This is a genomic window from Hymenobacter cyanobacteriorum (assembly GCF_022631375.1).
GTDB classification, from domain to species: domain Bacteria; phylum Bacteroidota; class Bacteroidia; order Cytophagales; family Hymenobacteraceae; genus Hymenobacter; species Hymenobacter cyanobacteriorum.
This window is the reverse complement of record NZ_JALBGC010000003.1, coordinates 926,314-947,255: the sequence shown is the minus strand read 5'-3', so window position 1 is coordinate 947,255 and position 20,942 is coordinate 926,314. Positions and strand designations below refer to the sequence as shown.

The following is a 20,942-nucleotide window of genomic DNA, read 5'->3' as shown; positions in this document are numbered from 1 at the left end:
GCCGACGGGTTTTTTTTGTGAGGATTTGCGCTAGATAGTTGCTGGTTTCAACTGCTGGCGGGCATCTGCAACGCGAACCAATTGGGCAGGCTCCGTGGCACAGATAGTGGATTGTTTGTAAAGCGTTGAATGAGAGTCGTGCGTTCCGAGCCGTAGGTTCGAAACCAGCTGGCGTGCGCCGCAGACGCGCGCCAGCAACACAGAATAGGTAACAGCAAAAAGGCCCCGCTGCAAAGCGGGGCCTTTTCTGTAGTGCCAGGCAATCGAATTCGGGCTTACTTTTTCGACTGCGCGATAATCCACTCGCGGATGATTTCTTCGGACTCGGGCGAGAAGTTGGGCTGCTGCTGGCCGTTGATGATGGGCCATTTGGCTTGCTCAGGCTGGAACAAGTGATTTACGCCGGGCATTTTGTGCACGGCCACCGGTTTCTTGCTCACTTTCAGGCCTTTTTCGAGGGCATTCAGGTTGGCATCGGCGTTCACGGTGAGGTCGGCGGTGCCGTTGAGCAGGAGCACGGGGCAAGCCACGGCGGGCAGCTTCTCGATGGGATTGAAGGCCAGGAAATAGCGGTAGTGCGGCGAAGTCATCTCGGTAGCGCTGGCCTGGGCGGTGGCGTTGTCGATGGCCGCGTTGTTCTGCTTCAGCATGTTGGCTACAATGGCCTGCGCCTGGGCGTTGTCGGTGGTCTGGCGGATAATTTCGAGCATGGCCAGCTGGCGCTTGGTCGCGGCTTCAATCTGGGCATTCTCGGTGCCGAGGGTGCGAAGCGTGGTGGCCTGTTGCTGCACCACGATGTCGCGGCCGGGCAGGCCGTAAGCGGCCAGCGTGACGACAAAAGCGGGCGGCAAGGGCTGCGCGGCGGCCAGTAGGGCCACGTTGCCGCCTTCGCCGTGGCCGATGAGACCAAGGTGCGAGAGGTCGATTTCGGGGCGGGTGCGCAGGTAGTTGAGGCCCGATTGGGCGTCGCTTACCAGGTCGGCGGTGGTGGCAGCGGGCGTGCCGCTCGACTTGCCCACGCCACGGTCGTCGAAGCGCAGCACGGCGATGCCGCGGCGGGTGAGGTAGTCGGCCAGCTGGCCCAGCGGAGCGAAGTCGCCCACGGTGCCGTCGCGGTCGTGCGGGCCGCTGTCGCTAAGCAATACCACCGCCGGGAATGGGCCCTGGCCGGCCGGGATGGTGAGCATGCCGCTAAGGCGGGCATTCACAGCGAGGTTGCTAAAGGTGGCTTCTTCCTCGCGGTAGGGCGGGGTGAGGCGCACGTTTTTGGCATTGAAGGCCGGCTGGGCGCTAAAAGTTAGCGTCATGGGCGTTTTGTAACCGGGGGCCTGCCAGAAGCCCACCATCTCCTTGCCGCCGGGCATGATGCGGCCGATGAAACGGCTGGCGGCTTCTTCGGCGAAGAGGCGAATGGAATCGCCTTTCACTTCGGCTTTCACGTTCATGCGGCTCACTTTCTGAAGCGGCACATCGAGGCTGCAGAAGTAGTCGCCGCCGGTGAGCTTCATGAGACGGAAAATGACTTCGAGCTGCCCGCCGGGTACTTTCAGCGGGCCTTTCCAGAGGCCGTCGAGGGAAGGCGGGTCGGCATCCTGAGCGACCGGGGCACCCTGCGCAGCGCCCGCGCGGCCCGGCAGCGCCAATGCCAGCAGCAAGCCACAGGTCATCAGCAAACGAAACATGGGTAAACTATTGATTTTCATACAGAAAAATAGATGCAAAGGCTAGTGCCGGCACTCCAGACAAATGAAGACGGGCCAAGCCAACTGTAAAGTAGCAAAATAAATACCTTGCCAACATTAGGCACGCCGACAAATCAGCAAAAAAATACCTGGGTTTTGGCGGTAAGTCAGCACTAAAGCCGGTTGAAACCAGGTTCACAGGCGGCGAGTAAGAACGGCCTTTCCGGAGGAGAAAACAGGAAAAAGCCGATTGAGAGCGTTTATCAAACGTCCTCTTCGGCGGTACGGCATTTCTACTCGCTCACAAACACCCGCTTCACCCGCTCGCTCACGTTGGTGAGCAGCTCGTAGGCAATGGTGCCGATGCGGGCCGCCAGGGCGGGCAGCGGCAACCCCTCGCCGAAAACCAGCGCCACGTCGCCGGCGCGGGCCAGCGGAATATCGGTCACGTCGACCATGCACATGTCCATGCACACCGAGCCCACCAGCGGGGCCGGCTGCCCGTGGATGAGCACCGTGCCCGCGCCGTTGCCGAAGCGACGGTCGTAGCCGTCGGCGTAGCCAATGGCCAGCGTGGCAATGCGCCGCTCGCCGCTGCTGGCCTGCCCGCGCCGGCCGTAGCCCACGGTATGGCCGGCGGGCAGGGTTTTAATCTGCGAAATGGTGGTGCGCAGCTGGCTCACGGGCCGCAAGGCGGCGGGGTCGGCCGTGTTGCTGGCATCCACGCCGTAAAGGCCAATGCCGAGGCGCACCATGTCGAACTGCGCGTCGGGGAATCGGAGGATGCCGGCCGAGTTCAGCGCGTGCTTGAGCACGGCGTGGCCCAGCGCGGCTTCGATGGCGGCCGCCATGCGCCGAAAGGTACTCAACTGGGTTTGGGTGAAATCGTCGTGGGCGGGCTCGTCGGCGGCGGCCAGGTGGGTCATCAGGCTGGCCACTGGCAGGTGGGCGGCGTGGGGGCGCAGGCGGGCCAGCAGGGCCGGCAGGTCGGCTTCGTCGAAGCCGAGGCGGCGCATGCCGGTATCGAGCTTGAGGTGGATTCGGGGAGTGGGAAGTGGGAAATGGGAAGCGGGTGACTCGAAGGTGGCGAGGTACTCATCCAGCATCTCAAAGGAATAGATTTCGGGCTCGAGTCGGTAGCGGCGCAGCAGGTCGAACGAGTCGGGCGCGGCGTTCATCACCATGATGGGCAGGCTGATGCCGGCTTCGCGCAGGGCAATGCCTTCGTCGGCATAGGCCACGGCCAGGTAGTCGGCGCGCTGGAATTCGAGCAGGCTGGCCACTTCGTAGGAGCCCGCGCCGTAGGCGAAGGCCTTCACCATCACCATAAGCTTGGTGCCCGGGCGCAGCTGGCGGCGGTAGTGCTGCAGGTTGTGGCTGAGGGCATCGAGGTTGACTTCGAGCACCGTGCCGTGCTGCTGGGCCTGCAAGGCGGCCACGATGCGCTCGAACCCAAAGCGCCGCGCACCTTTAATCAGAATGGTTTCCTGAGCGAAATCGGCGGGGTTGAGCTGGGCGAGGAAAGCCTCGGTGCTGGGGTAAAATTCAGTTAAAAGTTGAGCGTTAGGAGTTAAGAGTTGGCCTGCGGCTTCGATGGAACCAATGGCTGAAGTACTCCCTCTTAACTCTTCAGTTTCAACTTTTAACTGACTTATTTCCTCGCCGATGCCGACTAAGCGGCTCACGCCGGCCGCCGGCAGCAGCGCCGCCACGCGGGCGTAGAGCTCGGCGCGGCTAAGGCCCGATTCGAGCACGTCGCTGAGGATGAGGGTGCGGCGGCCGGGGCGGCTCTGGCGGGCCAGGGCGTTGAGGGCCAGGGCCAGGCCGGCGAGGTCGTTGTTGTAGGTATCGTCGAGCAGGTAGGAGCCGTGGCGGCCGGGCTTCATTTCGAGGCGCATGGCCACTGGGTGCAGGCGCAGCAGCCGGCGCTGGATTTCGGCGGGCTCGACCTGGCGGTGCAGCAGCACGGCCAGGCAGTGCAGGGCGTTTTCGAGGGAAGGCTCGTCGGCAAAAGGCAGCGTGAACTCGGACATGAGGCTGGCAGCCGGGTACTTGGCATGCAAGCGGGTTGTTCCGGCGGCGGCGGCCTCGAGAGTGAAATGCAGGTCGGCCGGCTGTTCGGGCTGGCGCGTCCAGGTGAAGCCGGGAATTTTCAACTCCGCCACGGCAGAGCGCACCGGTGCCTGGTCGGCGCAGTAGAACAGGCGCTGAAGCTGTGGGCCGGTGAAAAGCTGCAGCTTCTCGCGCAGCTTCTGTTCCGGCGAGGCGAAGCCGGCATCGTGGGCCGTACCGAAGGTGGTGAACAGGCCTTCGGTGGGTTGAATGATGGCCGCCAGCCGGGCCATCTCGCCCGCTTCCGAAATGCCGGCTTCGAAAATGCCCAGCGTGTGGCGCACCGGGTTCAGTTCCCATACGCTGAGCGGCACGCCCACCTGCGAGTTGTAGGAGCGCGGCGAGCGGCAAATGTCCTCGTCGGGGCTCAGCAGTTGGGCCAGCCACTCCTTCACAATGGTTTTGCCGTTGGAGCCGGTGATGGCCAGCACCGGGCCGGCAAATTCGGCCCGGTGGGCGGCGGCCAGGGCCTGCAAAGCGGCCAACGGACTGAGCACGGCCAGCAAGCCGGCTCCGGGGTACGCCCCCAAACCGCCAGGCAAAGCCGCGTTTTCTTCCACCACAAACAGCCGCACGCCCTGGGCATACAGCTCGGGCAGGTAGCGGTGGCCGTCGTGGCTGGGGCCGCGCAGGGCGAAGAATACCGCGCCCGCGGGCAGGCCCACGCGGCGGCTGTCGAGCAGCAGGTGGCGGGCTTCGGTGGCGGCATCGGCGGGGGCTTGCAGCAGGCGGCCGCCCAGCAGGGCCGGCAGCGTGCGAAACAGGGGGAACGGCATGATGCCGCAAAGGTCCGGCAAAAATGCGGGGCGAACGGCTTAGCGGGTGGTAACTGGGTAGCGTTGGAATTGTCGCAGGTATTGGAAAAATCTGTCATGCTGAGCGCCGCCACGGACCTTATCACGGCGGAAAAATTCCGGTAGCGGAGCCCCGCCGGCCGTAATAAGGTTCTTGGCGGCGCTTAGCATGACAGGCGCGCCAAAAATCAATTTGCCAAGCATTCCCGTTATTGCCGGACTTGCCCGCCCTCGCTGCCTTTGCATGAACTTGTTTCGCCTTTTTTTCGGCCTGAGCCTGGCCGTGCTGCTCACTACCTGCGCCCGCAAGCCCCGCCCCACGCGGCTGGAGATTTTCGACGTAGTTATCAACCATGTCACGCTGATTGACGTGCGCACGGGCCGCCTCACCCCCAACCAGGTGGTGGCCATTGCGAAGGGCAAAATTGTGCAGGTGCAGGTGGCCGACAAGGATAGCTACGCCGCCAAGCAGTACGTAAACGGCAACGGCCGCTACCTGATACCGGGCCTGTGGGACATGCACGTGCACTTCCGGGGCGGCGACAGCCTGGCCGCGGCCAACAAGAAAAGCCTGACGCTGTACCTGGCCCACGGCATCACGACGGTGCGCGACTGCGGGGGCGACCTCACGCCGCGCATTTTTGAGTGGCGGCGCGAGATGGACGCCGGCCTGCTGCCCGGCCCGCGCATCTTCACTTCGGGCCCGAAAATCGACGGCCCCGGCGCCACCTGGCCCGGTTCGCTGGAAGTAGAAACGTCGGCCCAGATTCGGCACGCGCTCGACTCGCTGCAGCAGTTGAAGGTGGACTACGTGAAGATTTACGACAGCAAGATTTCGGGCCGCGCCTACCTCGAAACCATCCGGCAGGCCCAGCGGCGCGGCCTGAAAACCACCGGCCACATGCCCTACACCGTGACGCTGGCCGAGGCCATCGGTCGCGGGCTCGATGCCACCGAGCACCTCTACTACGTGCTCAAGGCCTGCTCGAGCAAGGAAGACAGCCTCACGGCGCTGGTGCGCGCCAGCCAGGGCACGGCCCGGCCGCTGGGTTTGTTTGCCACCCTACCGGCCGTGAATGCGACGTATAGCCCGGCGGCGGCGGCGCGCATTTTCGCCCTCATGGCCAAGCGGCACACGGCCGCCGTGCCCACCCTGTTCATCGGCCAGACGCTGGCCGGGCTGCCCACCAACGACCACGCCCGCGACTCGCTGCTGGCCTACATCGACCCGAAGATTCAGGCTACCTACCGGCGCCGGCTGGCCAGCGCCCGGCAGCAGTCGCCGGCCGCGCAGGCGCTCAGCCGCCAGCTCGAAAACCGTTTCTCCAGCCTGATTGCGCCCATGCAGGCCGCCGGCGTGCGCCTGCTGGCGGGTTCCGACAGCGGCCCGTTCAACTCCTTCGTGTATCCCGGGGCTTCGCTGCAGGAAGAACTGATTTTGTTGGTGCAGGCGGGCCTTACGCCACTGCAGGCCCTGCAAACGGCTACCATCAACGGGGCCGAGTTCATGGGCGTGGCCGACCACACGGCCGCCATTGCCCCTGGCAAGGATGCCGACCTGCTGCTGCTCACCGGCAACCCGCTCGAAAACATCGCCAACGTTAAGAGCATCGACGCGGTGATTTCGCGGGGCAAAGCCTACCCGGTGGCTTCGCTGCAGAACCTGCTGCGGGCAGTGCGGAACCGCTAAAATGCCTTGTTGCCAGCGCGAAGCGGGCAGGGAAATTAATTCGGGATTAAAAATATCAAGCCCATAATCCAAATAGGGCGGTAGCCACGTACGGAGGTAGCGGGCCACGGTGTCGGCGCGTGAAAATGTTGTCTGTATCGTTTCACTCTTACCCCCTTCTTTCATGTCCACACCCCTACTTTCACCGCTGGCAGCGCGCCGGCGGTTTCGTCGTTTGATAGGTACTGCGGCGGGCTTTGCGCTGATGCTGGCTGCCCCGGCTGCCGCGCAGGCCCAAACGATTTTCGGGCTTTCAGGCACCGACCTGACCTCTGTCAACCTAGCTTCCCCGGCTACTTCGCAAACGCGCGTTGCCATCACGGGCATCACGGCCGGGCAAGCGCTGGTCGGCCTAGATTTCCGGCCGGCCACGGGCGAGCTGTTTGCGTTGGGCTACGATGCCAGCACGGCCGGCAACAACGCCCGCCTCTACGTCATCAACCAGACGACGGCCGTGGCCACGCCCGTGGGCGCGGCCGCCGTGCGCCTGGAGCTGGGGGGCAGCACCGAGCGCATTGCGTTCGACTTCAACCCCACCGTGGACCGCATTCGGGTGGCAGGCACCAACGATGCCAACTACCGCCTCAATCCCAACAACGGGACATTGGCTACCCCGATGGACACCAACCTGGCCTACGTGGCGGGCGATGCCAATGCCGGCCAGAACCCCTACATCGGGACGGCGGCCTATACCAACTCGTTTATCGGGGCAGCCACTACCACCCTTTACTACATCGACGAGCAGCGCTCCACGCTGGTGCGCTCCGACAACCCGAACGGTGGCTCGCTGGCAACGGTAGTCCCCATCAGCCCAACAGCGGGTGGTAACCCGACGCCCATCAACTCGCCCGGGACCAGCACCGACCTCGACATTTACACCTTCGGACCCAACGACCAGCAGTCGTACCTGAGCGTGAACCTGGTGGATGGCAACGGCAATTTTATCTTGTTTGTCTACCGGCTGAATCTGGCTACGGGCGCCACCACATTCTCCGGAGCCATACAGGGCACGGGCGTGGGCATCACCGACATTGCCATTCGCATTGACCGCACGGCCCCGGCCGTGAGCGGGCGGCAGCTGTATGCGGTGAGCACTAACAATAACCTGCTCAGCTTCAACTCGGGCACGCCGGGCTTCATCAACTCCTCGGTGGCCATCACGGGCATCGCGACCGGGCAAACGCTGGTGGGCACCGACTTCCGGCCCAACACCGGGCAGCTGTTTGGCCTGGGCTACAACGCCGGCACCGGCGAATCGCGTCTGTACACCATCGACCTGACGACGGCCGTGGCCACGCCGGTGGGCAGCGGCCCCATCACGCTGGCGCTGGGCGATGCCACCGACAACATCGGCTTCGATTTTAACCCCACTGTGGACCGCATTCGGGTGGTGAGCACCAACCGCGCCGACTTCCGCCTCAACCCCAACAACGGGGCGCTGGCGGCCACCGACGGGCAGCTGACCTACGCCGCCGGCGATGCCAACGCCAGCCAGACGCCGCGCATCGGCTCGGTGGGCTACACCAACAGCTACCCCGGCAGCACCAGCACTACGCTCTACGATATCGATGAGGCGCTCAGCACCCTGGCAATTCAGAACCCGCCCAACGCCGGCACGCTGAATACTACGGGCCCGCTCACCGGCCTGACGCTGAGCAGCTCCAATGCCCTGGTGGACGTGGACGTGTACTTTGACCGCTCCAGCCTGGTAAACGAAGCCTACCTGACGGCCAACCCCAACGGCCAGACAACCAGCAACCTCTACACCTTGGCGCTGGGCTCGGGGGCAACCACGCTGGTGGGGGCCATCGGCCTGGGTATCCCGGTACGCGACATCTCGGCGCAACTGGCGGGGGCCGACGCTTCGGCCCAGCTGATGCCTGGTGTCCGCCTGCTCTACGGCGTGGCCGGCGGCAACCTGGTGTCGTTTGCCTCGGACAACCCCACGGTCATTCGCACGGCCGTGAACATCACCGGCCTGCCCGTCGACGGCTCGCAAGTGCTGGTGGGCACCGACTTCAGCCCCGCCACCGGGGAGCTATTCGCGCTGGGCTACAACGTCAACACCCAGCAGGGCCAGCTTTACAAGCTGGATATCAGCACTGGCGCGCTGGCGGCCGTGGGCAGTCTGAATTCCTATAACCTGGGCACGACGGCGGCCAGCATCGGCTTTGACTTCAACCCCACGGTGAACCTGATTCGGGTGACTTCGGGCACGAACCAGGCCAACCTGCGCGTGAACCCCGCGACGGGGGCCGTGACGGTGGATACCAACCTGAGCAACCCCAGCGGCACGCCGGTGCTGACTGGGGTGGCGTACACCAACAACGACAACAACGCCAACACCGGCACCACGCTCTACGGCATCGACCAGGCCCGCAGCGTGCTGCTGCGCTCTACCAACGCCAACGCCGGCACCTACGTGGACCAGGGCAGCTTGGGCGTGGCGCTGAACACCGCGCTCGGCGCGGACTTCGACATCTACAGCGATCTGAGCAACGCCGCCTTGCCCGGCAATGCCGCCTTCCTGGCGGCTGGCGCTTCGGGCAGCAGCACCGACAACCTCTACACCGTGGACCTGACGGCGGGTAACGCCAGCCTGGTTGGCCGCATCGGCTCGGGCACGAACCTGACCGGCCTGGCCGCCTTCCTCACGCCCGGCCCCACCATTGCGGCGGGCCTGACCTGGACCGGCGCCGTGAGCACCGACTGGGGCACGGCCGGCAACTGGAGCCCCGCCCAGGTGCCCACCGCCACCGACAACGTAACAATTCCCGACGTGGCCAACGACCCGGTGGTGACCGGCAACCAACTGGCTAACGCCGTGACGCTGAACACCGGCGCCGTCCTCACCCTGGCCGATGGCTCGGTACTGAGCGTGAGTGGCAACATCGTGAACAACTCGGCCACCATCACCTCCTCGGGCACGAACGTAACCGGCCGCATCACGCTGGCCGGCGCGGCGGCCCAAACCATCAGCGGCACACTCACTACCTTCCCCAACCTGACGGTGGGTGCGGCGGGCGCTTCCATCGGCGGCCCGGTTTCCATCCGGCGCGGTTTGGTGCTGAACGGCACCTTCACCACCGCCAGCCAGACGCTGACCCTGCTTTCGGACGCCACGGGCACGGCCTACGTGGTGAACAACGGCGGGGCGGCGGTAGCGGGCGCGGCCACGGTGCAGCGCTACATTACGCCCACCAACCCGGGCCCGGGCTACCGGCACTACAGCACGCCGGTGAGCGGCAACACGGTGAGCGACTTTACCACGCCAAGCTATTTGCCGGTGGTTAATTCGGCTTATAATTCGGCCGCTGACCCCCGCATGGTGCAGCCTTATCCAACCGTTTTCTATTACGACCAGTCGCGCCTGGCTACCAGCAACTTGTCTTATGCAGTAGGTGACTTCGACAATGGCTTCCTTTCGCCCGGTGCCCTCACCGATGGGCTGGTTGTGGGCCGCGGCTACACGGTCAACATCGGCGGCACAAACCTGGTCGATTTTACGGGTACGCTCAACAACGGCGCTTACTCAAGCGGTGCGCTGGCGCGCGGCGCGCAATCCAACGCCGGCTACCACTTGCTGGGCAACCCGTATCCGGGCGCCATTAACTACAACACCGTGTTGGGTGCCTCCACGGGCATAGAGAGTGCGCTGTATGTATTCAAGAGCAACGGCCAGTACACGGGTACCTACACGAGCTACGTGAACGGCGCCAGCACCAACACGGGCACCAATGTGCTGCCAGTGGGCCAGGGCTTCTTCGTGCGGGTGGCCGCAGGCCAAACCGGCAACGTGAGTTTTACGAATGCCGCCCGCCTTGACGCCCCCGATAACACGCCCTTCCAGCGCACCACCGGCACCCGTCCCGAGCTGACGCTCGCCCTGCGCAGCGCCACCGCCGCCAACCAGGCCGTGCTGTATTTTGAGCAAGGCGCTACAACTGCCTTCGACGCTGGTTTTGATTCCCATTACTTACCCTCCACCAACGGCCTGCTGCTGGCCACCGAAGCCGGTAGCGAAACGCTGGCCATCAACGGCCTGCCGCTCCTAACCGGTGCCGATGTCGTGGTGCCGCTGCGCGTGGCCGTAGCCACCGCCGGCACCTACAACCTGATGGTGGATAACCTGGCCAACCTGCCCACCGGCTACTTCGCCTACCTGCGCGATGGCCTGACCGGCACTTACGTGAACCTGGCCACCACGCCCAGCGTGGCCCTGACCCTGGCCGCCAACGGCGCGGCTGGCGGGCGCTACGCCGTGGTGTTCAGCAAGCAAAGCCAGGTGCTGGCTTCGGCCCCGGCGGCCCTGGCGCAGCTGGCCACGGTATTCCCCAACCCGGCCCACGGCACGGCGACGCTGCTGCTGCCGGTAGCCCTGCGCGGCCAGCAAGCCACCGCCGTTATGATAGTCGACAACGTAGGCCGCGTGGTACTGAGCCGCACCCTGGCCGCTGGCACCGCCGAAGCACTGGAGCTGCCCATTGCTAGCCTGGCCCCGGGCGTGTACTCGGTGGTGGCCCGCACGGCCGCCGGCCTGGTAGCCAAGCGCTTGGTAGTCGAATAAAGTAGCAGCCGAGGGCCAGCCCCGGATGCCCGTTGGGTTTCCGGGGCTGGCCAGAGGTAGTGTTTGTCTCCTAACCTGCTTTCCCCTAATCCATGAATTCCTTTATTCCAACTCTTCGCCTTTTTCTTAGCGCTGCGGGTGTGTGCCTGCTGGCCGGTGTTTTCACCCCTGCTCTGGCCCAAGGCCCCGGCTCGGGCGGCCCGGCCCCTGGCACCCCCACCGGGGTTCCCATCGATGGCGGGGCTTCGTTGCTGCTGGCAGCCGGTGCGGCCTACGGCCTGAAGCGCCTGCGCAACGCCCGGCAGGCCAAGTCAAAGTAACTTTTAAATCAGGCAGTTGCCGATAAGAAGGGAGCCCCCGAAACATTGTTTCGGGGGCTCCCTTCTTATCGGCAACTGCCTGATTAGTGGCTAAAACCCAAATCCCACCCGCAGGCCCGTGCCCAGCCGCTGGCCGCTTTGCAGGGCGGTGTAGAAATCTACCCGCAACACCTTTACGATGTGCTCGACGCCCGCACCCAGCTCCACGTAGTGGCCGGCCTGGGCGGTGTGCAGGTAGTTGAGCGACGCCACTTCCTGCCATTTCAGCTTGCGGAAGAGCGGGATTTTATTGAAGATGAAGCCGTTGAAGTGGTGATCGAAGTGGGCTTCGAGGTAGGTGTTGTTGGTGCTGAAGCGGTAGTAGTCGAGCAGCTGGAAGTTGGTGAAGTTGCCGGTCAGGATAGTCTGGTTGCCGGCGAAATGGCGGTAATCGATAAACGTCAGGCCCTGCTGCCGGCCCACGAAACCGCCCACGTTCACGCGGAAGGCGCTGGCCCCCACCAGCCCCAGCGACAGGTTGTGGCGCACGCCGGCCTGCAGCAGCAGGTAGCGCACATCGGAGCCGAATATGCCGGGCACGGCCAGCCGGCCCTGCACGTTGAAGGTGGGCCACTTCGAGCCGAGGTTGAACTTGCCATCGGGCCGGTTGATGTAATGCTGCCCGGGCTTGAAATCGGCCGACAAGCCCACCGTGAGAATCTGGCTGCGACCGAAGCTGGTGTTGGGCAACTCATCGCTCACCGGCGTGTTGGGCGTGAAGGCCCGGCCCGGCACGTCGTGAATGAGCCGGTCGGTGGTGTTGAACAACTCGTGGCGGTCGAAGTAGGCGGCGGTGGCGCGCAGTGTCAGGCCGGTCAGGGCTTCGGAGAGGTAGCTTAGCTCCATCCCATCGCGGCGGTAGAGCTTGGCGTAGTTGTAGTTGGCCAACAGCGTGTACACCGTGTTGATGAGGGGCGTAAGCTGCGAGTTCTTATCAAAATTCTCTATCGTGCGCCCCGCAATCAGGCCAACTAGCCGGCGCTTGGCGGGGTCAAGCTGCCAGGCCAGCTCCAGGCTGGGATTGAGCTGCCGGCTGCTGAACCCGTAGCGCAAAGTGGGCGTGAGCGTGATAAACCGCCGGTCGTCGGTGTACTGCCGAAAAGTGGCCTGGGCATTCAAAACGGCCCCTTCCACGGTGTTGTACTGGAAAATCTGGGGCAGCGGCTGCACCGCAAACGACTGTTTCTTGAAGCTGTTGACGTGGCCCGGCCCGCCGAGGAGCAGGCTGGCCAGCTGGAACTCGTTGCGCTTGCGGTCCATCGAGTCCTGGTAAGGGCGCGAGCGGCGGATGACTTCGGTACTGTCCTTTACGCGGTAGTCCTGCTTTTCCTCGGCCGTGAGGGGCACGGGGCGCACCTGGTCCCAGTAGCTGGAGTCGCGCTCGTTCACGCCCTTCTCAATCAGCTGCACTTCGCCGCGCGGCATGCGGGCAAACGGGTCGTTTTTGATGGAATCGCGCTGGGCCTGCTTCACCTGGCGGCGCACCTGAGCATTCAGGCCGCGCAAGTCGGGCTTGCGCTTGCGGATTTGGGCGGCGGTTTCCTGGCCCACAGGGGCGTCCTTGCCCTCGGCCACCACGGGCGGGGCGGCCTTGGGCTCGGGCGGCGTGGGGTAGGTGGCCACCACGCCGTTGTAGTTCGAGAGCACAGCCGTAATATCAAATTGGCCCTTGAAACCCAGGCCCGAAAGGTTGGCCCGCGCCTGCTGCGACTGCATCAGCCACACGTTGGGGTTGCCGGGCATGGGTGCGTACTGCTGGGTGATGTGCACGTCGTCGGTGTAGTCAATCTGGGCCTCTTTGCCGAGGTGCAAATCGACAGAATGAATGCGCCACGAGCCGTCCACGATGTAGACGTAGCCGTCGAACACCGGGTCGGCACGGCGGCGCGGAATGACCTTGATTTTGTGCACCACCACGCCGTCCTGCGTTGTGCTGCCTACCAATTCGTACTTGTAGAACAGCATGGCATTGGCCGCGATGGGCGACACGAAGCCGCGCTCGGCAAAGCCCGGCTTCACCAGGTTTTCGTAGAAGGTGAGGTTACGCCCGGCGCTGGCCCGGTTGAAGCTCAGGCCGCGCGAGTCGCCACTGATGCGGCTCGACAGCATGCGCTCCTTCACCTGGTTGGGCTGGATAACGCTGATTTCGGACAGCGTTTCAGACAGATACAGAATGCCCTTTTTGATGTCGGGGCCGATTTTGAACAGGCCCATGATTTTGGCGGGCGTATCGAGCACACGCAGCACGCTTTTGATGTAGATGCGGGCCCGGTAGGCCGACACCTCGCGCCGGTGGTAGGCCCGCCACTGCTGCGCCTGCTGAATAATGGCGTAGGCCGGGTCGCGGTCGGAGGAGCGCACCAGCACCTCGCCCAGGTTGTAGTTTTCGGGCTGCAGGCTCACGTTCAGCACCACGGCCGAGTCGCCGCCGGGCACGCGCACCGGCTCGATGCGCGGCTTGTAGCCCACGTACTGGAACACCAATTCGTACTGCCCGGCCGGCAGGCGTAGCTGGTAGCGGCCCTGCTCGTTGGCGCCGGTGCTGGTGGCGGCTCCGCGCACGGCCACGTTAGCGAAGGCCAGCGGGGTTTGGTCGGCCCCGCTCACGAGGCCCTTCACAACGCCGGCCCGCGCCCCCAGGGGCAGCCAGCTCAACAACACCACAACCAAGAAAACACGTACCGAAACCAACGACATACAACAGTAGAAAAGGCAACCCCAGGCCCGTCCAAGTTACGACCCTTGCCGCAACAGATGCCGTTCAGGGGGCCAAGGGTTGCCCGGCGCCCCAGCTAAACCGCCACGAAACGCGGACCACCGGTTTGCTGTTACTTGCTTTCCCGAAACCCGCCCCGATGTTCAAAAACCCCGACAAAGCGCCCAAGCAGTACACGCCCGGCGAGGCCCTGCAAAAAATCGCCGCCTTCTGCGCCTACCAGGAGCGCACCCACAAGGAGGTGGAGCAAAAGCTGAAATCCTACGGCCTCGACGAGGACGAAGCCGGCGAAATCATCATCCGCCTCAGCCGCGAAAAACTGCTTGATGAACAGCGCTTCGCCCAGGCGTTCGTGCGCGGCCACTACCGCCAGAAGAAGTGGGGCCGCCGCCGCATCGTGCAGGAACTCAAGCAAAAAGGCATTAGCGAATACTGCATCAAAGCGGGCCTGAAGGAAATCGACGGCGAGGAGTATTATCAGAACCTGGTCGAAGTGGCCGAGAAGAAAGACCGCCAGGAAAAGGAGAAGAACCCGCGCGTGCGCCGCATGAAAATTGCGCAATACCTCACCGGCAAAGGCTACGAGCAGGATTTAATCAAAATGGCCCTCGATGAGTTGGGCAAAGTGCCGGAAGATGAGGAATAGCCATAGCGCTACGCAGCGTTACAATTACTGCTTCGGCCCCGACTTCGGTAGCACTAGTTGCTGGCCCACAATTACGCGCCGGCCGGTGAGCGTACGAAGCATAGGTACCAGAATCTGCTCGGCGTTGCGCTGCGTCTGGGCCAGGATGCCGGCTTGCAGGGCGGCATTGCGCACCTGCGTTTCGGCGTACTTATAGCCCTGGTCCACGAGGTCGGCATCCTGAAAAAAGCCGTTTTCGGTGCTAAACACGCGGCTTTGGTCGTGCCGCACCTGGAAGGAACACAGCTCGGGCGCGGGCAGCGCAATGCGCACCACCGAGTCGCCCTCGAACGCCACGTCCTGCGGACGGATTTTGCGCAAATCGAGGCAGCCCACGGCCTCGCCGCCCACCACGAGGGCCACTTTGGCATCGGGCAGCAGCGGGTAGCGGCTGGCCCGGCGGTACTCCACAATGTCCTTGAATTTGTAGCGCACCAGCTCCAGCTTGCCCAGCCCTTCAATCTGCGTCAGCACCGTGTTGTGCGTCACGGTGACTTTGGGCTCAGTATTCAGCGGGTTGAGGTCGCTGAGCGCGGGGCCGATTTTGCGCCATAGAAACCACCCGAGGGTGAGCAGAAACAACAGCGGCAGCAGGCGGCGGACGAGGCGGGTGAGGGTCATAGAAGGGGAATACGTAAGCTGGGCCGTGAAGTGGTCAAGCGAATAAAAGAACGTCATGCCGAGCGCAGCCGAGGCATCTCGCGTACCACCACTAATCCTTTTTCAATCGAAGTTCGGCGTAGCCAACGACTGGATTACTACCCCACGCGAGATGCCTCGGCTGCGCTCGACATGACGTTTTTCAAACTACCGGAAGTTGCCGCCCTAGCTTTGCGGGCGTATGCGCCCTCCCTCCCCTATTCGCCTGCTCACGCTAAAACTCTGGCCCCACCACCGGGCGCTGCTGGCGGGGCTGTGGGTGCTGGTGCAGCTGTTTTTCTGGCGCAAGTTCCACGGGCCGCACTTCGTGAACGACAGCGCCCGCTACCTCGAATACGCCCGCGGCATTGCCGAGCGCGGCTATTTCGAGCCGGGCCACAACCTGCGCTACGTGCTGTACCCACTGTTCCAAAGCCTGTGGCTGCGGCTGGGGCTGGGCTGGCCGGGCATCGTGGCGGGCCAGATGGCCGTGTCGGCGCTGGCTACGCGGGCCATCTATCGGGGCACGCGGCGGCTGGCACGGGGCGGGCGCGGTGCGGCGGCGCTGGCCACGCTGGCCTTTATCGCCTGGCCCGACATTCAGCAGTTCAACGTCTTTCTGCTCACCGAGTCGCTGTTTATCAGCCTGACGGCGCTGTCGTTTGGCGCCTTCACCAAGGTAAAAGCCGGCCAGCCGCACGACTGGGCGTTGCTGCTGCTGGTGCTGGCCCTCGCGGCGCTGGCCCGTCCCAACGGCTTTGTGGTGGGTTTGGCTGCCGCGCTGGCCGGCCTCGATGCCCTGCGCCGCCGCCCCGACCGCCGGCCCTGGCGCGCCGCGCTGCTGGGCCTGGTGCTGCTGGCCCCGCTGCTCTGGAGCGCCCTCAACCACCAGCTTGCCACGTTTTATCTGATGGACACCTACCAGCGCGGCGAACTGATTTTCCGCTACCAGCTGTGGGCCGTGCACCAGGCCGCGCCGCTCGATATGCCGCCGCCCGGCACCGGCCCGGCGGCGCGGGTGCTTTACTTCGCGGTGCACAACCCGGTGTACCTAAGCCAGCTGATGCTGGGCAAGCTGTTTGTGTTCGTCAGCTACCTCAAGCCGCACTACTCGCTGGCGCACCGCGTGCTGGGCGTGCTGGTACTGTGGCCGGCTTACTTTCTGGCGGCGCGGGGGGCGCAGCGACGCGGTGTCTGGCGGCCGGCGCGCGTGTTTTTAGCCGGAATACTTCTGCTGCAAACGGCCATCATCATGCTCACCGTCGACGATTGGGACGTGCGCTTCCTGGCTCCGATATTGCCGGTCGTGTTTGTGTTAGCTACCTTAGAGATAGCAACCTGGGCAGACGCCCGCGGCCGCTCGATGCCGGCCGGCCGCAACCGCCACAATACCGACGGCTAGAAAACCGTTTGGCCGAGTAATTGCGTTGGTTCAACTAATCAGAACGGCGAGCCGGAACACCTCCGCTTAGGTTTGCGCATTCTGCTATTCACCTATCTTCTTGGCTTAGCTTTGTATCTTATGCATCACCTCCTTACCCTGGTTGCCGCCCATTTAGTACACCTGCCGGCTGGCCCCGGCCCGGTGCTGCCGCCGGTGCCGGTGGTGATGCAGCATCGCAGCATTGCCCCCCCCGATACGGTTGATGCCGTGGAGCTGGCAGCAGTGGCCTATACGGCCTACCTCACCGACCTGCTCAGCCTCACGCCTACGCAGCAGCGCCAGCTGGCACAGCCCACGCGGGTGCAGCTGCGGCAGCTCTACCAGCTCCAGACGGCCCCCGCCGCGGGAGTTGATGCCAATGCCGCCGCTACTACCGTGGCCGCCCGCTACCACCGGCAGCTAGCGCGCGTGCTCACCACCAGCCAGTACGGCAACCTGGTGATTTTCGGTGGCGCACTGGAAGCCCTGCCCCACCGCCGCAACCAACAGCAAGTCAACGCTTACTGGACGCGCAGGGCGCTGGTTGCGGCACCGGCCCACTACGCTGCTGCCGAGCCTCAATAGTACCCACCGGCGGCAACGTTAGCTCAGCACGGGGCCAAACCGCGCTTCCCAGCCGGCCCACGCCTGCTGCCCGCCAGTGTGAATAGCCACCACCGTGCGGCCCGGCGCAAAGTGGCCCCGCGCAATCAAATCGAGCACTCCAAACAGCAACTTACCGGTATAAATGGGGTCGAGCAACACCCCATGCTGCCGTTGAAATTGCGCGATAAAAGCCAGTAAATCGGTCGAATATCTAGCGTAGCCGCCAAAGTGGTAATCGGTCTGAATGGCGTAGTTTGAGAAGGCTTGCCCGGTGGCGGCCAGCGTCAGGGCATCTACTTCTTGCCGCAGAAAACCGCCGTTTTTCAGCGCGGCCACGCCTACGACTTGTTCCGCGCCGGCCAGGCCCGTGAGCAGGCCCGCCAGCGTGCCGCCCGTGCCCACCGCCACGGCCAGCGCATCAAAAGCTACCTGCTGCCTGATTTCGGCCACCAGCTCGGCGCAGCCGGGCAGGGCCAGCGCGTTGGTGCCACCTTCGGGCAGCACGTAGGCCGGGCCGAACCTGGCGAGCATTTCGGCTAAAAACTCCGGCTCGGCTCGGCGACGATAAGCGCTGCGGTCGAGGTAGTGCAGCTTCATACCGTTTGCCACTGCCTGCGCCAGCGTGGGGTTGAGGGCAGTACCAGGCGCGGGCTCGTCACCCCGAATCAGGCCAATGGTTTCGAAGCCGAACAAGCGGCCAGCGGCCGCCACGGCGGCAATGTGGTTGGAATACGCGCCGCCAAAAGTGAGCAGCGTGCGGTGGCCCTGCTGCCGGGCGGCGGCGAGGTTGTACTTCAGCTTGCGGGCCTTGTTGCCGGGCAGGTCGGGGTGCGCGAGGTCATCGCGCCACAGCATGAGCCGCACGCCACGGGCCGCGGCAATGGGCTCGTCAAGTAACTGCAAAAGTTGCGGAGCAGGCATCAGGCCAATGGCAAAACGAAAAAGGGGACCGAAGAAACTAGCGTTTCCTCCATCCCCTTTTCCTTACTTTTCGATTGAAAGTTACGCCAGCACCGGCGCGTCGAGCAGCTCGTCGCCGCTGCGCTCCTTGCGGCGCACCACGTACACGATGCCGCCGACCAGCACCAGCAGCAGCACCACGCTGGCCGCCAGCGACACGCCATTGCCCACGGCGTAGGCTTTAGGCTCGAATTTGAACTCGATGGTGTGCGAGCCAGCCGGCACCGGCAGGGCCCGCAGCACGTAATCGACGCGGAAGTGCGGCACGGGCTTGCCGTCGAGGTAGGCCTGCCAGCCGTCGGCGTAATAGATTTCGGAGAACACCGCTAGGCCATCGTGGGCGGCCGTAGCACGGTATTTCAGCACATCGGGGCTGTAGGAGGCCAGGCTGATGCTGGAGCCGGCAATGTCGTAGGTAGCGGCTTTCTGCTGCGGGAATTTGCTGGCATCCACTACCGCCTCGGTAGCGGGGCTGATGGCGCTGAGGGCGGCCATTTCGGCATCGGGACTGGCCACGGTTTTGAGGCTGCTCACGAACCAGGCGTTGCCCAGCGCGCCGGGGTTGCGCTGCACCGGCTGCTTGGCATCGCCGGTGATGAGGTAGCGCATGTTCAGCATGTTGAGCACTTGCTGGTTGCCGGTCGAAATCTGGCGCTCAATCAAATCCTGATAGCGGCGCAGCTTGGCCCCGTGGTAGCCGCCGATGCTCTTGTGGAAGTACGACGTCTGCGCCTCGTTGAAGGGGTTTTGCATGTTGAGCACGCGGTAGCTCAGGCCCTTGTCCTGCAGAATCATCTGGTCGGCGGCAGTGGGCTGGAATTCCTCGGCAATGGTCTGGCTCTGGAATTTGTTCTCGCCGAGGTAGCGCTTGTCCACGCCCCACAGGTCCACCAGCACCAGCAGCACCATAATGGCAGCGGCGGGCACCACTTTCAGCTGCCCTTTCAGGTGGAAATACAGCACGCCCAGCGCCGCCCCAATGAACAGCAGCCCGCGCCACACGTCGTTGCGGAGCAGGTCGGCGCGGTCGGCGCGCAGGGCGCTCAGCAACTCGGGCGTGAAGCCTTGCTTGGTCAGCTCGCCATCAATCGGCGCGGCAAAATCGAAGCTGAAGCTGGCGATGTAAGCCAGCCCACACAGGCCGGCGGTGATAGCACCCGCGTACAGCACCTTGGGCAGCAAGGCCGAAGCATCGGCTGGCAGCGGAGCCTTGGTGCCGGGCAGCGTGGGCGCCAGCGGGGCGCGGGGCCGCAGCACCCGACTCAGGGCCAGCGCGCCCAGAATGGGCATGGCCAGCTGCGCAATCACGAGGGCCATGCTCACGGCGCGGAACTTGTTGTAGCCCGGCAGCAGGTCGAAAATCAGGTAGTTGAAGGTTTCGAAGTTCTTGCCCCAGGCCAGCAGAATCGACAGGATGGTGCCCGCCAGCAGCCAGTAGCGCGTGCGCTTCTCCACCACAAACAGGCCCAGAATGAACAGGAAACACACCACCGCGCCCATGTACACCGGGCCGGCCGTGTAGCTCTGCTGCCCCCAGTAAGTGGGCATGCTGGCCAGGTATTCCTGTGGCAAGCCGGCTTTGGCCAGGTTCGAGCTCGTGCCCAGCGGCATGGAACTGGCCCCGCCGTAGAAGTTGGGAATGAGCAGCGTGATAGTTTCGCCCACGCCGTAGCTGTACTGGAAGGCATAGTCGCGGTCGACGCCCGTGCCTTCGTCCTCGGTTTTGGGGGCCGGGGCCTGGCCGGGCGCGGTGGGCGCGAGCGACTTCAATTCGCTCGGACCGCGGTTGCTGTACTTGCTGTATTCGGCGGTGGTGTAGAGGCGGCCGAAGCTCACGCCCACGGCCAACGCCGCGCCCAGGCCCAGCAGGGCAGTGCGCTTGGCGAACTCGGGCAGCCGGCCGGCGCGGGCGGCAGCAACCAGCTCAATCACCACAAAAATAGCGGCCAGCAGCAGCAGGTAGTAGGTGATTTGCAGGTGGTTGACGTGCACGTTCAGCGTGAGGCCCACGGCGAAGAGCACCGCGCCCAGCCACTTGTCGCGGCGGTACGTCACGAGCAGGCCGCCCAGCACCAGCGGCGCGTAGGCCAGGGCCATGCTCTTGGTGTTGTGGCCGGCGGCCAGAATGGCGAGGTTGTAGCTCGAAAAGCCCAGCGCCACCGCGCCCGCCACCGCCACCAACGGCCGCAACCCTAGCGCCACCAGCAAAATGTAGCCGCACAGCAGCGCCAGAAACAGGTTGGCTACCACGGCGGGCAGGCCCAGCGTGAGGGCCTTCTGCAGGTAGCCCGACCAGTCGCCCGGGAAGTGCAGGCTGATAAGGTAGGTGGGCATGCCCGAGAACATGGAGTTCGTCCAGAGCGCCTCCTTGCCCATCACGGCCGCGTATTGCTGGGCTTCGTGCGCGCCGCCCTGAAACTGGGTGATGTCGTGCTGGGCCAGCGTTTTGCCATCGAACACGATGGGCGAAAAGTACAGGCAGGCCAGCAGCACAAAAAACAGCACCGCCAGCACGTGCGGCACGGCCCGGCGCCACAGCGGCACGGGCGAAACAGAAGCAACAGGAACAACAGCAGCCATCAGGGCAATTCGGGGGAAAATGAAAATGGCCCCGAAGGTACAGTAGAACCGCGCGAAGCTGCTAGAAGAGAAAAGCAGAAGCCACAGGAA

The 20,942-nt window shown here is 64.2% G+C and carries 12 protein-coding genes; 6 read left to right on the top strand and 6 right to left on the bottom strand.

What is annotated here, in order from left to right:
* Positions 1-275: 275 nt before the first annotated feature.
* Together MON38_RS13640 and MON38_RS13635 are read right to left on the bottom strand one after the other, a co-directional pair.
* The gene (locus tag MON38_RS13640) at positions 276-1,682 is read right to left on the bottom strand and encodes an alpha/beta hydrolase family protein (RefSeq protein ID WP_241936724.1); all 1,407 of its coding nucleotides are present in this window, start codon (positions 1,680-1,682) and stop codon (positions 276-278) included.
* 293 nt (positions 1,683-1,975) lie between these two features.
* Positions 1,976-4,570, bottom strand: coding sequence for a bifunctional UDP-N-acetylmuramoyl-tripeptide:D-alanyl-D-alanine ligase/alanine racemase (locus MON38_RS13635; protein ID WP_241936723.1), 2,595 nt, complete (start codon positions 4,568-4,570; stop codon positions 1,976-1,978).
* 262 nt (positions 4,571-4,832) lie between these two features.
* Here MON38_RS13635 and MON38_RS13630 point away from each other — a divergent pair, with 262 nt between their 5' ends.
* From MON38_RS13630 to MON38_RS13620, 3 genes are all read left to right on the top strand, one after another.
* Positions 4,833-6,278 (top strand): amidohydrolase family protein, encoded by a 1,446-nt coding sequence (locus MON38_RS13630; protein WP_241936722.1) that lies wholly within the window; start codon positions 4,833-4,835, stop codon positions 6,276-6,278.
* Positions 6,279-6,441: 163 nt separating this feature from the next.
* Complete coding sequence (locus MON38_RS13625; protein ID WP_241936721.1) at positions 6,442-10,884, top strand: DUF4394 domain-containing protein; 4,443 nt, start codon at positions 6,442-6,444, stop codon at positions 10,882-10,884.
* A gap of 92 nt (positions 10,885-10,976) precedes the next feature.
* A complete protein-coding gene (locus MON38_RS13620) occupies positions 10,977-11,204 on the top strand; it encodes a PID-CTERM protein-sorting domain-containing protein (protein WP_241936720.1) in 228 nt (75 codons plus the stop codon).
* A gap of 90 nt (positions 11,205-11,294) precedes the next feature.
* Here MON38_RS13620 and MON38_RS13615 read toward each other — a convergent pair whose 3' ends face one another.
* Positions 11,295-13,940, bottom strand: coding sequence for a DUF5686 and carboxypeptidase regulatory-like domain-containing protein (locus MON38_RS13615; RefSeq protein ID WP_241936719.1), 2,646 nt, complete (start codon positions 13,938-13,940; stop codon positions 11,295-11,297).
* A 158-nt stretch (positions 13,941-14,098) separates the two neighbouring features.
* On the opposite strand from MON38_RS13615, the gene MON38_RS13610 reads away from it, so the two are divergent.
* Complete coding sequence (locus tag MON38_RS13610; RefSeq protein WP_241936718.1) at positions 14,099-14,605, top strand: regulatory protein RecX; 507 nt, start codon at positions 14,099-14,101, stop codon at positions 14,603-14,605.
* Positions 14,606-14,629: 24 nt separating this feature from the next.
* Here MON38_RS13610 and MON38_RS13605 read toward each other — a convergent pair whose 3' ends face one another.
* Entirely contained in the window at positions 14,630-15,265 is a 636-nt protein-coding gene (locus MON38_RS13605; protein ID WP_241936717.1) for a DUF4230 domain-containing protein, read from the bottom strand.
* A gap of 220 nt (positions 15,266-15,485) precedes the next feature.
* On the opposite strand from MON38_RS13605, the gene MON38_RS13600 reads away from it, so the two are divergent.
* Together MON38_RS13600 and MON38_RS13595 are read left to right on the top strand one after the other, a co-directional pair.
* The gene (locus tag MON38_RS13600; protein WP_241936716.1) at positions 15,486-16,685 is read left to right on the top strand and encodes a glycosyltransferase family 39 protein; all 1,200 of its coding nucleotides are present in this window, start codon (positions 15,486-15,488) and stop codon (positions 16,683-16,685) included.
* Between the two features lie 120 nt (positions 16,686-16,805).
* Positions 16,806-17,291, top strand: a complete 486-nt coding sequence (locus MON38_RS13595; RefSeq protein WP_241936715.1) for a hypothetical protein — start codon at positions 16,806-16,808, stop codon at positions 17,289-17,291.
* 18 nt (positions 17,292-17,309) lie between these two features.
* Here the strand turns inward: MON38_RS13595 and MON38_RS13590 are convergent, their stop codons facing one another.
* Together MON38_RS13590 and MON38_RS13585 are read right to left on the bottom strand one after the other, a co-directional pair.
* Positions 17,310-18,233, bottom strand: a complete 924-nt coding sequence (locus MON38_RS13590; RefSeq protein WP_241936714.1) for a 1-aminocyclopropane-1-carboxylate deaminase/D-cysteine desulfhydrase — start codon at positions 18,231-18,233, stop codon at positions 17,310-17,312.
* A gap of 81 nt (positions 18,234-18,314) precedes the next feature.
* Positions 18,315-20,852 (bottom strand): YfhO family protein, encoded by a 2,538-nt coding sequence (locus MON38_RS13585; RefSeq protein ID WP_241936713.1) that lies wholly within the window; start codon positions 20,850-20,852, stop codon positions 18,315-18,317.
* Positions 20,853-20,942 lie beyond the last annotated feature (90 nt).

What these genes read in the sequence shown, in the direction of transcription:
- MON38_RS13600 (WP_241936716.1), top strand. Translation starts at nt 15,486, where the DNA reads ATGCGCCCTCCCTCCCCTATTCGCCTGCTCACGCTAAAACTCTGGCCC.
- MON38_RS13635 (WP_241936723.1), bottom strand. Translation starts at nt 4,570, where the DNA reads ATGCCGTTCCCCCTGTTTCGCACGCTGCCGGCCCTGCTGGGCGGCCGC.
- MON38_RS13590 (WP_241936714.1), bottom strand. Translation starts at nt 18,233, where the DNA reads ATGCCTGCTCCGCAACTTTTGCAGTTACTTGACGAGCCCATTGCCGCG.
- MON38_RS13630 (WP_241936722.1), top strand. Translation starts at nt 4,833, where the DNA reads ATGAACTTGTTTCGCCTTTTTTTCGGCCTGAGCCTGGCCGTGCTGCTC.
- MON38_RS13615 (WP_241936719.1), bottom strand. Translation starts at nt 13,940, where the DNA reads ATGTCGTTGGTTTCGGTACGTGTTTTCTTGGTTGTGGTGTTGTTGAGC.
- MON38_RS13625 (WP_241936721.1), top strand. Translation starts at nt 6,442, where the DNA reads ATGTCCACACCCCTACTTTCACCGCTGGCAGCGCGCCGGCGGTTTCGT.
- MON38_RS13620 (WP_241936720.1), top strand. Translation starts at nt 10,977, where the DNA reads ATGAATTCCTTTATTCCAACTCTTCGCCTTTTTCTTAGCGCTGCGGGT.
- MON38_RS13595 (WP_241936715.1), top strand. Translation starts at nt 16,806, where the DNA reads ATGCATCACCTCCTTACCCTGGTTGCCGCCCATTTAGTACACCTGCCG.
- MON38_RS13610 (WP_241936718.1), top strand. Translation starts at nt 14,099, where the DNA reads ATGTTCAAAAACCCCGACAAAGCGCCCAAGCAGTACACGCCCGGCGAG.
- MON38_RS13585 (WP_241936713.1), bottom strand. Translation starts at nt 20,852, where the DNA reads ATGGCTGCTGTTGTTCCTGTTGCTTCTGTTTCGCCCGTGCCGCTGTGG.
- MON38_RS13605 (WP_241936717.1), bottom strand. Translation starts at nt 15,265, where the DNA reads ATGACCCTCACCCGCCTCGTCCGCCGCCTGCTGCCGCTGTTGTTTCTG.
- MON38_RS13640 (WP_241936724.1), bottom strand. Translation starts at nt 1,682, where the DNA reads ATGTTTCGTTTGCTGATGACCTGTGGCTTGCTGCTGGCATTGGCGCTG.